Origin of the sequence: Pseudobacteroides sp. (assembly GCF_036567765.1) — a bacterium.
Taxonomy (GTDB): domain Bacteria; phylum Bacillota; class Clostridia; order Acetivibrionales; family DSM-2933; genus Pseudobacteroides.
In genome coordinates this window covers 41,466-54,144 of sequence record NZ_DATCTU010000007.1, presented here as the reverse complement: position 1 = coordinate 54,144, position 12,679 = coordinate 41,466, and the positions used below count along the sequence as shown (strand labels likewise).

12 protein-coding genes are annotated in these 12,679 nt (G+C 37.6%); 1 reads left to right on the top strand and 11 read right to left on the bottom strand.

Annotation, left to right across the window (positions count from 1 at the left end; all coding sequences use genetic code 11):
• Positions 1–34: 34 nt before the first annotated feature.
• The 7 genes from tig to VIO64_RS01480 form a co-directional block, all read right to left on the bottom strand.
• Positions 35–1,321 carry a trigger factor gene (gene tig, locus VIO64_RS01510; protein ID WP_331914529.1) on the bottom strand — a complete coding sequence of 429 codons (1,287 nt, stop codon included), beginning with the start codon at positions 1,319–1,321 and terminating at the stop codon, positions 35–37.
• 226 nt (positions 1,322–1,547) lie between these two features.
• Positions 1,548–2,246 carry a metallophosphoesterase gene (locus VIO64_RS01505; protein ID WP_331914527.1) on the bottom strand — a complete coding sequence of 233 codons (699 nt, stop codon included), beginning with the start codon at positions 2,244–2,246 and terminating at the stop codon, positions 1,548–1,550.
• A 20-nt stretch (positions 2,247–2,266) separates the two neighbouring features.
• Positions 2,267–4,102, bottom strand: coding sequence for an excinuclease ABC subunit UvrC (gene uvrC / locus VIO64_RS01500; protein WP_331914525.1), 1,836 nt, complete (start codon positions 4,100–4,102; stop codon positions 2,267–2,269).
• A 40-nt stretch (positions 4,103–4,142) separates the two neighbouring features.
• Complete coding sequence (ptsP, locus tag VIO64_RS01495) at positions 4,143–5,876, bottom strand: phosphoenolpyruvate--protein phosphotransferase (protein WP_331914523.1); 1,734 nt, start codon at positions 5,874–5,876, stop codon at positions 4,143–4,145.
• A gap of 2 nt (positions 5,877–5,878) precedes the next feature.
• Entirely contained in the window at positions 5,879–6,148 is a 270-nt protein-coding gene (locus VIO64_RS01490; RefSeq protein ID WP_331914521.1) for an HPr family phosphocarrier protein, read from the bottom strand.
• Positions 6,149–6,403: 255 nt separating this feature from the next.
• Positions 6,404–6,967: a zf-HC2 domain-containing protein gene (locus VIO64_RS01485; protein WP_331914519.1), complete on the bottom strand. Its 564-nt coding sequence runs from the start codon at positions 6,965–6,967 to the stop codon at positions 6,404–6,406.
• Entirely contained in the window at positions 6,964–7,524 is a 561-nt protein-coding gene (locus tag VIO64_RS01480; protein ID WP_331914517.1) for an RNA polymerase sigma factor, read from the bottom strand. Before VIO64_RS01480 ends, VIO64_RS01485 begins: the two co-directional genes overlap by 4 nt.
• A 189-nt stretch (positions 7,525–7,713) precedes the next feature.
• Here VIO64_RS01480 and VIO64_RS01475 point away from each other — a divergent pair, with 189 nt between their 5' ends.
• Entirely contained in the window at positions 7,714–8,064 is a 351-nt protein-coding gene (locus tag VIO64_RS01475; protein WP_331914515.1) for a DUF192 domain-containing protein, read from the top strand.
• Between the two features lie 89 nt (positions 8,065–8,153).
• On the opposite strand, the gene tuf is transcribed toward VIO64_RS01475, so the two are convergent.
• The 4 genes from tuf to rpsL all read right to left on the bottom strand — a co-directional run bounded on the left by tuf (position 8,154) and on the right by rpsL (position 12,658).
• The gene (gene tuf, locus VIO64_RS01470) at positions 8,154–9,356 is read right to left on the bottom strand and encodes an elongation factor Tu (protein ID WP_331914513.1); all 1,203 of its coding nucleotides are present in this window, start codon (positions 9,354–9,356) and stop codon (positions 8,154–8,156) included.
• 76 nt (positions 9,357–9,432) lie between these two features.
• Positions 9,433–11,520: an elongation factor G gene (fusA, locus tag VIO64_RS01465; protein ID WP_331914511.1), complete on the bottom strand. Its 2,088-nt coding sequence runs from the start codon at positions 11,518–11,520 to the stop codon at positions 9,433–9,435.
• Positions 11,521–11,608: 88 nt separating this feature from the next.
• Positions 11,609–12,079: a 30S ribosomal protein S7 gene (rpsG, locus tag VIO64_RS01460; protein ID WP_331914509.1), complete on the bottom strand. Its 471-nt coding sequence runs from the start codon at positions 12,077–12,079 to the stop codon at positions 11,609–11,611.
• A 150-nt stretch (positions 12,080–12,229) separates the two neighbouring features.
• Positions 12,230–12,658: a 30S ribosomal protein S12 gene (gene rpsL, locus VIO64_RS01455; protein ID WP_331914507.1), complete on the bottom strand. Its 429-nt coding sequence runs from the start codon at positions 12,656–12,658 to the stop codon at positions 12,230–12,232.
• Between the last annotated feature and the right edge of the window lie 21 nt (positions 12,659–12,679).

The following is a 12,679-nucleotide window of genomic DNA, read 5'->3' as shown; positions in this document are numbered from 1 at the left end:
TTAATTTTTATTAAAATCAAATTTAGCAGACTTATTAAACCAGCTTTGCGTTTTCCATAAGGAAATTAATGGTTTTTACAACTATCAAATCTTTTTTAATATATTCTATATCGTCTTCTTTTAAATGTTTCTTAAATTCTTCCTCATCCTGCTTATAATTTCCTGCAAGTTTCTTAATTTCTTCGTCTAATTCTTCTTCTGTTGCTTCTATCTTTTCTATAACAGCTATTTTATCAATTACCAACTGGTTTAAAACATCCTTCTCGGCTCTTGATCTGAACTGCTCGATAATAGCTTCCTGGGAAATACCATATGCAGCCATGTATCTGTTAATATCAAGACCTTGGTACCTCAGTCTCATATCAAAATCACGTATCAATACATCTATTTGTTGGTTTATCATTACTTCAGGAATATCAACAGTTGTGCTTTCTGTTATTTTATCCAATAAAGCTGTTTCAGTTTCATGCTTTGCATTTTTTTCAGCTTTCTCAATGATTTTCTTCTTTAAGTCTTCCTTGTACTCAGCTAACGTATCAAACTCACTTATATCCTGTGCAAACTCATCGTCAATTTCAGGATATTCCTTTACCTTGACATCGTTGACTTTGACTTTAAAGAGTGCTGCTTTGCCGTCTAACTCTTCCTTACCGTAGTTTTCAGGAAAAGAAACATTAACATCCACTTCATCCCCTGCTTTAGCACCGATAAGCTGCTCTTCAAACCCAGGTATAAATTGACCTGACCCGATCTTAAGACTGTAATTATCACCTTTGCCGCCTTCAAAAGCAACATCATCAATAAATCCTTCAAAATCTATAACCGCAATGTCTCCATCTTGTATTACTCTATCTTCAACTGAAACTATTCTTGCACTTTTTTCAACTATTGCTTTAAATTCAGTTTCCACATCTTCATCTGTAACATTTGCTTCAACCTTCTGAACTTCAATTCCTTTATATTCGCCTAACTCAACTTCAGGCTTAACTGTGACCTTTGCAGTAAAAATAAGATTTTGTCCGCTGCCAATTTGCTTTATATCCACTTCCGGTTTGTCTACAGGGTCGATGTTGTTTTCAATAACAGCTGCCTCATATGCTTCCGGACAGATTATGTTTATTGCATCTTCATACAATACGCCTTCACCATATGCTCTCTCTACTATATGTCTAGGTGCCTTACCCTTTCTAAAGCCCTGTACATTGAATTTTGATGCATTCTTTAAAAAGGATTTTTGCATACCTTCTTCAAATTTGTCTGCATCCACCTCAATTTCTAGTTGAATAACATTCTTTTCGATATTCTCAATCTTTACGTTCATCTTAACACTAATCCTCCCATTATATGTAATATTTTATCAGCACCAGTAAATTTGCAGATAACTGCCAAGAAAACCGGCAATAAACAATATTTTTAGTCATCGAATTCTCCAGGAATTCATATAATATGCACCTTTAAAACAGTCAATACATTATAACATAAAATTTTATCAAATTCCAATAATAACACATGAAAATTTTATTATTTTAAATGTCATCACTGGCTTGTTACAATTTCAGCGGTTTAAAATCAAGATAATCCGCGGATATTAATTTAAACTCCAATCCATTATTGTTCCCAACTACAGCGTTTCTATAACTTTCTCCATGCAAATGACCGTATAAACAGAGATTAACTTTATATTGTGCCATTAAATCTACAAAGTCTGTAGGCTCCTTCTTTGAGTTAAAGGGCGGATAGTGCATGGCAACAACTATAAATTTTCCATCTTCAATAGGAGCACTTTTAAGGGATAACTCCAGCCTCTGCAGCTCTCTGCTGTATATCTTGCGGTCTTCGCTGCTGAAGCCGTCATCACCGGGACTTATCCATCCTCTTGTGCCGCACACAATCATACTGCCCAGATCATAGCTGTTATTTTGCATAAATTCTATTGTTTTAAACCCATTAGACAAAACAAATTGCTGCAGCTTGCTGTGTGTTGTCCACCAATAGTCATGATTGCCTTTGGAAATAATTTTCCTTCCGGGAAGGTTTTCAATAAACTCAAAATCCTCTTTAGCCTGTTCGATATAAGTTGCCCAGGAAATATCCCCCGGAATAATCACAAAATCCTCGTCAGTGACTGTATCCGACCAGTTGACTTTAAGCTTCTCCATATAATTGGACCACTTCCAGCCAAACACATCCATTGGTTTATCTATGGATATAGCCAAATGAAGATCTGAAATAGCATAAATAGTCAAACTTGTTTTCCCCTTTGTTTTTAGTGAAAGTATTCATATATTTTTACGGCTACAGCATTGGTAATACCCTCAACAGCCTCAAGGTCATCCACCTGTGCTTCTTTGATTTTACTTACTGAGCCAAAATGTTTGATAAGTGCCTTTTTCCTCTTAGGTCCTATTCCCGGCACCTCATCCAACGCCGATTTACGGTATCTCATTTCCCTAAGCTTCTTATTATAGTCAACAGCAAATCTATGTGCTTCATTCTGAATGGCTGTTACAAGCCTGAATGCGTTTATATCCTTACCAAAGCTGATTTCCCCGGCCTGAGACATCAAAGCCCTGGTTTTGTGTTTGTCATCCTTTACCATGCCATATGCCGGTATATCAATATTCATCTTATTCATAACCTCTTTTACGGCATTGATATGCCCAAGTCCTCCATCAATCAATATGAGATCAGGCATTTTGGAGAACTTGCTGCTGTGTTTGGAATCCTCTTCCAACCTTGGTTTGAACCTTCTGAAAATGGTCTCCTGCATACTCCCGTAATCATTCTGTCCTTCCACCGATTTTATTTTAAACCTTCTATATTCTCGGTTTGCAGGGTGACCGTTTTCAAATACAACCATGGAGGCAACAATTTCCGAAGTACCGGTATTTGATATATCATAGGCCTCTATCCTCTGAGGAGGCTCCTTAAGGCTTACAAGACTCGCCAGTTCCTTAAGACCATCCTTAGACATGGCCTCGTCCCTTGCTACTTTATCCCTGAATTGATTTAAAGCCAACATTGCATTCTGAGAGACCATTTCTATCAACTTGTGTTTGTCGCCTTTTCTTGGAACCTTTATATATACTTTACCGGATCTTTTATCCGCAAGCCACTTCTCAATGATGTTAATCTCATCAATATCTTCTTGCAAAAGTATTTCCTGAGGAATAAATGAAGTGGCACTGTAAAACTGTTTCACAAATGAGGTTATAAGCTCCTTGTCCTCAACCTCTCCAACACCCTCAAATATGAAGTGCTCCCTGCCGAGAAGCTTTCCGCCTCTTATAAAGAACACCTGAATGCAGGAGTCGGTCTCATTTTTGGCATAAGCTATTACGTCCTGATCCTCCATCGCAGTAGAGAGAACCTTTTGCTTTTCTGCTACATGCTTAAGCCCTCTTATCTTGTCCCGGAGGCTTGCAGCTTTTTCGAAATCAAGATTCTCAGCCAGCCCATTCATTTGCTTCTCGAGCTTTGCTATAACCTCATCATGCTTACCGGCAAGAAAGCTGCATATATCCTTCATCAGGTTCCTGTAATCCTCTTTGTTGACATTACCCATGCATGGTCCAAGGCATTGATAAATATAATAATTGAGGCAGGGCCTTTCTTTCCCTACATCCCTTGGGAAAACTTTGTTGCATGTCTTTATAGGAAAAAGCTTCTTTAATAAATCGATAGTTTCCCTAACAGCAGACACATTAGAGTAAGGACCGAAGTATTTGGCACCATCCTTCTCAAGTCTTCTAGTCATCAGCACCCTTGGGTATTCTTCATTCATAGTTACCTTAATATAGGGATAGGTTTTATCATCCTTAAGCAAAATATTAAATTTTGGCTTATGCTTTTTAATAAGATTACATTCAAGTATAAGTGCCTCGAGCTCAGAGTTTGTAACAATATACTCAAATTCTGCAATCCTTGCTACCATTGCTTTAACTTTGGGCGGCATGTTGGCTGAAGATTGAAAGTATTGCCTTACCCTGTTTTTAAGAACAACTGCCTTACCAATATAAATAATTTGTTCATTTTCATCCTTCATAATATAAACGCCCGGTTTATCGGGCATTTTTTTTAACTCTTCCTGGATATTGAACATATTATTACTCCCATATATAAAACTTCGTAGTTCCTAGGCATTAAAAATGTTTTTTCAGCCACTCATCCATCATCTCAGATACCTGATGCTCATCAAGCTTTTGAAGAGCCGCCTCTAAAACCTCTTTACTATCTTTGTAGCTGATTTTTCTTATAATATCCTTAAGTGCAGTTACTTTTGCAGGATGTACGCTTAATCCGTCCACACCCATGCCTATAAGCAGTATTGCAGCTGAAATATCTGCCGCAATCTCACCGCAAACACTAACAGGTTTTCCTTTATCGTGGGATTTCATACAGCAGTATTTGACTGCCATGAGAAAATCAGGATTCAGATATAATTTGTCACTCTCTGACAAATGTTTGCGACTGGCTCCCTGCATTTCCTGAAGCAAATCATTGGTACCGATGCTTATAAAATCAACCTCATCCAATATGCTTTCAATATTTTCTATACCTGTTCTGTTTTCAATAACGGCACCAATCCTCAGGTTTACTTTTGTACGGCTTTTCTCATCCATGCCATTTATTATATTACTAATAATTTCTTTAGCTTTAAGGATATCATCAGCACTATTTACCATAGGAAACATAATGCCAACCTCTCCGAGCAATGCTGAATGGACTATGGCACTAATTTGCTGAATAAATATTTCCTTCTGGGAAAGGGAAAATCTTATTCCCCTTAACCCCTCCTTTTTTATGGACATTTTTGAAGTAAACCCTGAAAATATCTTATCATGGCCTGCATCCAATGTCCTAATAACAACAGGCTCAGGCCTGATTTTCTTTACTATTTTGGAATATGCGGCAAGCTGCTTTTTATCATCAGGCATTTCCTTTGAATTGATGAATAAAACTTCTGTCCTTACCAGCCCTATACCATCTGATAAATTGCGGACTGCAATATCGCACTCGTCAAAATTTCCAATATTGGCCATGATAGCTATTCTCTTATTATCAACCGTCTCAGCATGCGTGTTCCTCTTCCTGAAAAAGGCACCCAGTCCAAACATCTTGCTTTTATACAATTCCTTATATTCTGAAATTTCCTTTTTATCAGGATTAATAATAAGTATTCCATTGTTACAGTCAAGAATGGCAGACCGATTATTTGACTTAGTAATCAAATCATAAGGAACATTATTCATAAGAGGCACTCCGAGACCTCTTAATATAATGGCTGCATGGGAAAAATAAGCTGCACCTTCTTCTGCTACAACTCCTGTAACATTCCTTTTCCCAAGGGCAGCCGCAAGCCATGGTGTAAGACACTTTATTCCGATAATACACTTGCTGTCTATATCATCCAAGTGATGTTTGACTGTCTTTCCACCCATAATATTTCTAATTATCCTGCTTCCGATCTCTTTTATATCTATAATACTTTGCTTTGCATAATCATTATCACTTATCTCGATAACATTTACATAACTGTTTATGCACATGTCAACGGCGTTTTCGGCAAAAATCTTTTTTACATGGATCAAGTCTTTTATCTCACTGATAAAATACTTATCTTCCAAAATTGTCTTATAAGCCTCAAATATAAGATTGTCCTCTGCCTCAAGTCTTTGACGCAGGTCATTGCTAAGATCGCAAATCTCTATAAGAGTCTTGTCGATTGCAACCTCAAGCCTTATTATTTCCTCATTTATAAGACTTTCTTTAATTTTGCCCTTGTTTATTTCAATATTTGTATATTCAAATGTATATAACTTACCAACACCTGTCCCATTTGAAACAGGCATTCCGTTTAATAGGACCTTCTCCATTATCAGGCCCCTTCAACCAAACCTGCTGTTAAATATTTCTCCAAATCTGATATTGCTGACTGTTCATCCTCACCATCAGCTATCAGTATAATTTTTGTTCCGCTTCCTATTCCCAACGACAACATTCCCAATAAGCTTTTGGCATTAGCCTTTCTTTCTCCCTTTTCAATCCATATACCGGACTTGAAATTGGATGCCTTTTGAATGAACATAGCTGCCTGTTTTGAATCAAGACCCGACTGATTCTTTATTACAACTTCTTTTGATATCATTTATATATAGCCTCCTTAAAGTTCTTTTGTACATTATATAACTTACATAAATTCTAGTAATCTACTGATTACTTCCTTTTAATCCATACAAAACCCATCAAATATCAATGTCTATATCATTAGTCATATTAATTATAGCAGAAATTTTTAAAAAGCAAATCCTTTATTTCTAAATTTAAGGATTTCATAAATAAAACAGCATATTAATAACCTGCCTAGAGTACAGGCTATTAATATGCTGTTTTACCAGTAAAATTAGTTGTTTTCAGGAGTTTGTGCAGTCTTTTCTCTATTTCTCTTCTCAACAATGCTTTTTTGAATAACTAGATAAACTAATAAGCTTATAGCAAATAAGTAGTAGTTAGCATAACTATTTATGCTATCCTTTAGTATAGGAGAAATAGTTTTAACCAGGCTATATACAAAGAAAACAATTCCCCAGAAAACCTCTCCTAGCCCTTCATTTTTAACAGATGCACCAAGTATAGATCCGTTTCTCAAATATATGAGAAGAAACATTGAAATTACTCCAAGCACTACAAATGTGGCACCATATATAATCATAAAGTATCTGTCTACTCTTTTACGCCTCTGGTTTTCATACTCATTGACCTTCTCCATTACAGAGGCTTCGAATCCTTCCGGGGGCTCCACTGTATTATCCTCTTCATAGCAGTTAAAGATCTCATTGAGGCTGTCAAACTCAGTTCTACAGCTGACACAGGATTTAATATGTTCCTTCAAGCTTCCGTCTTCTGCGGTGCTTATATTTCCATCAAAGAATTTCATTAGCAGATCACTGAATTTTTCGCAACTCATAGAGCTCCCTCCTTTCCTTCCGGTACCAGTTTACCCTTTAACATTAATCTTGCCCTGTACAATCTATTTTTTATAATGGTTATTGGTTCATTCATAACATTAGTCATCTCTTCATATGATAAGCCGTTTTGGTGAAAAAGTATAATTGGAACTCTGTATTTTTCTGGCAGTTCCGATATAGCTTCTCTAATCTTCTCAACTTTTTCCTTCTTTATATAAAGTTCCTCAGGGGTATCGCTTTTATTAGGAACATCTATAGCTTCGTCAATTGGCAGAGAATCAACCTTCTTTTTCCGCACAATATCCAGGCAGTGGTTTGTGGCTATCTTTACAATCCAAGTGGAAAACTTGTATTCCGGGTTATAGGCCTTAAGATTTTTGTAAACCTTTAAAAACACCTCTTGTGATATATCATTAACTTCTTGCTCATTATTCATAACATTGTACACTACTTTAAAAACTAGCCTCTTGTATCTGCTCACCAGCTCTGAGAATGAATCCTGATTCCCTTTAATACACCTGTTAACCAGCTCAATATCACTGACAGACGAGTCCACAAAACCACACCTCCTTTCAATTTAATTGTTATATACTATTATACGCCTTTTTTTTATTAATGTCTGAATTTTTTGATATATTTATTTACCTCTATTAGAGTAAAATTATCTCTTTTTATAAAAAATCCGATATTTATTAAAAGGATTTTAGATTATTTCATATATAATAAAAGAAAGTAGGAATTTACAATGAAGCTTATAAATAAAAGCAAAGGTACCATAATATCTAGCAATCTGGCGGTTGCAGACAGCTTTATAAAGCGGTTCTCCGGACTTATGGCCAAAAGGGAGCTACCTTCAGGAAGTGGGTTGCTTCTTACAAAATGCAATTCAATCCATATGTGCTTTATGAAGTTTTCTCTGGATATTATTTTTATTGATGATTCTATGAAGGTAGTTCACTTAATAAAAGCTATACCGCCATGGAGAGTATCGGGAATTGTCAGAAGTGCCAAGAGTACAATTGAACTTCCAGTGGGAACAATTGATGTATCAAGCACTGAAATCGGGGATTTGCTGGATTTTGAACAAACTTTTTGATATTAAAGTATAAAAGCCGGGGCATAACCCCGGCTTTTATTGAGGAATTTGCTAAGCAAATATCCTAAAATTTACTTTTATAGAAAATATTATTCTATGATCTTTGAAACTGTACCAGAACCTACTGTTCTACCACCTTCACGGATAGCGAATCTTAAGCCTTCTTCCATAGCTATAGGAGCGATGAGCTTAATTACCATTGTGATGTGGTCACCAGGCATACACATTTCTGTTCCTGCTGGTAATTCAGCAACACCAGTAACGTCTGTAGTTCTGAAGTAGAACTGTGGTCTATAACCATTGAAGAAAGGAGTATGTCTTCCACCTTCTTCTTTTGTTAAAACGTAAACCTGTGATTCGAAATGAGTATGAGGTTTAACTGAACCTGGTTTAGCCAATACCTGACCTCTTTCGATTTCATTTCTCTGGATACCTCTTAAGAGAGCTCCGATGTTGTCCCCAGCAACAGCTTGATCAAGAAGCTTTCTGAACATTTCAACACCAGTTACAACAACCTTCTTGGATTCTTCAGCCAAACCGATGAGTTCAACTTCGTCTCCAACCTTCAATATACCTCTTTCAACCCTACCAGTAGCAACTGTTCCACGACCTGTGATTGAGAAAACATCTTCGACAGGCATAAGGAAAGGTTTGTCTGTTGGTCTTTCAGGTGTAGGTATGAAAGTATCAACTTCAGCCATTAATTTCATTATTGGCTGATATTCTGGAGCATTTACGTCAGTTGCATTTGATTCAAGAGCAACTAATGCAGAACCTCTAACGATGGGAATATCATCACCTGGGAATTCATATGAAGTTAAGAGTTCTCTTAATTCCATTTCAACCAACTCGATAAGTTCTTCGTCATCAACCATATCACACTTGTTTAAGAAAACAACTATGTATGGCACACCAACCTGACGGGAGAGAAGAATGTGTTCTCTAGTCTGTGGCATAGGACCATCAGCAGCTGAAACAACGAGTATAGCACCGTCCATCTGAGCAGCACCAGTGATCATGTTTTTAACATAGTCAGCATGGCCTGGGCAGTCAACGTGAGCGTAGTGTCTGTTATCTGTTTCATATTCAACGTGAGCTGTTGAAATTGTGATACCTCTTTCTCTTTCTTCTGGAGCTTTATCGATCTGATCGTAAGCTGTATAGCTAGCTTTTCCCAAGAAACCTAAAACCTTAGTGATAGCTGCTGTTAATGATGTCTTACCGTGGTCAACGTGACCAATTGTTCCAATGTTAACGTGGGGTTTATTTCTTTCAAATTTAGCCTTTGCCATTGCAAAATCCTCCTTTAATTAATAAATTACTTTAATTATTGGTATATCAACAGGGATTATCCCTGAAGAAAATCACTTATTCATTGTTGTTTGTATTTCTTGATTTAGAAATACCTTCTTGTATGTTCTTAGGAACTTCTTCATAATGGTCAAACTGCATGGAGTAAACTCCTCTACCCTGTGTTCTTGAACGCAAAGTAGTTGCATATCCGAACATTTCTGAAAGGGGAACAAATGATTTAACAACCTGTGCTCCACCTCTTGCTTCCATTCCTTCGATTCTTCCTCTTCTTGAGTTCAAGTCACCGATAACGTCTCCCATGTACTCCTCAGGAACTGTTACGTCAACTCTCATCATAGGCTCGAGAAGCACTGGATTTGCCTTCTTACATCCATCCTTGAAGGCCATTGAACCTGCAATCTTAAACGCCATTTCTGACGAGTCAACTTCGTGGTAAGAACCGTCTATAAGAGTAACCTTGATGTCAAGAACCTCATAGCCTGCAAGAACACCGTGATTCATTGCTTCCTGAATACCTGCATCAATCGCCGGGATATATTCTTTTGGAATAGCTCCACCGACTATCTTATTAACAAATAAGTACCCAGCACCTGGCTCTTGTGGTTCGATTTCAATCCAACAGTGACCGTACTGACCTTTACCACCGGACTGACGAACAAATTTACCTTCAACCTTAACATGTTTACGGATTGTTTCCTTATATGCAACCTGAGGTTTACCAACGTTTGCCTCAACTTTGAACTCCCTCATCATACGGTCAACAATGATTTCAAGATGGAGCTCTCCCATACCTGCGATAATTGTTTGTCCGGTTTCAGGGTCTGTATATGTCTTGAATGTGGGGTCTTCTTCAGCAAGCTTTGATAAAGCAATACCCATCTTTTCCTGTCCAGCCTTTGTTTTAGGCTCAATTGCGACATTTATAACAGGCTCTGGGAATTCCATTGATTCAAGAATAATAGGATCATCATCGGAACAAAGTGTATCACCAGTAGTAGTATCCTTTAAGCCTATAGCTGCAGCTATATCACCAGAATAAACAGTATCTATTTCCTCTCTGTGATTAGCATGCATCTGAAGTATTCTTCCTATACGCTCTCTTTTATTTTTTGTGGAATTTAATACATAAGAACCGGATCCTAGCTTACCTGAGTAAACTCTGAAGAAGCAAAGTTTACCAACGAATGGGTCGGTCATTATTTTAAATGCCAATGCAGAGAATGGACCTTCATCGTTTGCGGGTCTTTCCATCTCCTGCTCTCCATCAACTGCGAGACCTTTTATAGCAGGAATATCAAGTGGTGAAGGCATGTAGTCAATAACTGCATCCAAAAGCTGCTGAACGCCCTTGTTTTTGTATGAAGATCCACAAAGTACAGGAACTATTTTATTAGCAATAGTAGCCTTTCTTATGCAATCCTTCACTTCTGCCAAACTAATCTCTTCACCTTCAAGATACTTCATCATAACTTCTTCATCAAGATCTGCCACGTTTTCCATTAACATAGAATAATATTCGTCAGCAAGATCCTTCATATCTTCAGGTATCTCAACTTCATCTATAACTTTTCCCAAATCATCCTTGAAAATATATGCTTTCATTAATACAAGATCTACCACGCCCTGGAAGTTATCTTCTTTTCCGATAGGAAGCTGAAGAGGCACAGCATTTGAGCCTAATCTTTCCTTCATCATTTTTATGCAGTTAAAGAAGTCTGCTCCCATGATGTCCATCTTGTTAACATAAGCCATACGTGGTACTTTGTATTTGTCAGCCTGTCTCCAAACAGTTTCTGACTGTGGCTCAACGCCGCCTTTAGCACAGAACAATGTAACTGATCCGTCAAGAACACGCAATGATCTTTCAACTTCAACTGTGAAGTCAACGTGTCCCGGTGTATCAATGATATTTATCCTGTTGCCTTTCCACTGAGCTGTTGTAGCAGCAGAGGTAATTGTTATACCTCTCTCCTGCTCCTGCTCCATCCAGTCCATTGTAGCCGCACCTTCATGAACTTCACCGATTTTATGAGTTCTACCAGTATAGAATAGAATTCTTTCAGTCGTTGTAGTCTTTCCAGCATCTATATGTGCCATTATACCAATGTTTCTAGTATTTTCTAGACTAAATTGCCTGGGCATCTTAACCTTCCTTTCAAATATCCATAGGGCCCAAATTAGGATTTATCGAAACAAAATTTTGGACATTGAATACATTTTGAATTTACTCTTACCATCTGTAATGTGCAAAAGCTTTGTTCGCTTCAGCCATTTTATGCGTATCTTCCTTCTTCTTGTAAGCTGAACCTATGCTGTTTGTTGCATCCATTATTTCTCCTGCAAGTCTTTCTCTCATTGTTCTTTCGCCTCTTGCACGAGCATAATTTACCAACCATCTTAATCCCAAGGTTTGTCTTCTTTCAGCCCTAACTTCCATGGGAACCTGATAAGTAGCACCTCCGACCCTTCTAGCTTTAACTTCGAGCACAGGCATGATGTTGTTTAACGCCTGCTCAAATACTTCCAATGGGTCTTTTCCTGTTTTGTTCTTAATTATTTCAAAAGCGTCGTAGCAAATTTTCTGAGCTACTCCCTTTTTACCATCAAGCATTAAATTATTTATAAGCTTTGTAACCACCTTATCGTTAAATAACGGATCAGGCAGAACATCTCTTTTTTGAATATGTCCTTTTCTTGGCACTTTGCTTCCCTCCTTCTTATGATAATATATCATAGGTACTCGCGGCAAAATCCTTGCCGTCGCCAGTGCTCGTACATGCAAATATATATATATATAAACAACGTACTCTGCACCATTTTTCATACTACGTGCCTGCACATTGTACGAACCTTATTTCTTAACAGCTCCAGCTTTTGGTCTCTTAGCACCATATTTGGAACGTGACTGCATTCTTTTTGCAACACCTGCAGTATCAAGAGTTCCTCTAACAATATGATATCTAACCCCTGGAAGGTCCTTAACCCTACCTCCCCTGATGAGAACAACACTGTGCTCTTGCAGGTTGTGACCTATACCCGGAATATAAGCAGTTACTTCTATACCGTTTGTCAAACGTACCCTTGCAACCTTTCTCAAAGCTGAGTTAGGCTTCTTAGGAGTAGTAGTTTTAACAACAGTACATACTCCACGCTTTTGAGGAGCACTTGCATCTGTAGGCTGCTTCTTCAAAGAATTGAATCCTTTTTGAAGTGCGGGTGCTGTAGATTTCTTTTCAACAACCTGTCTACCTTTTCTTACTAACTGGTTAAACGTTGGCATTACTTCACCTCCTTTCAATGA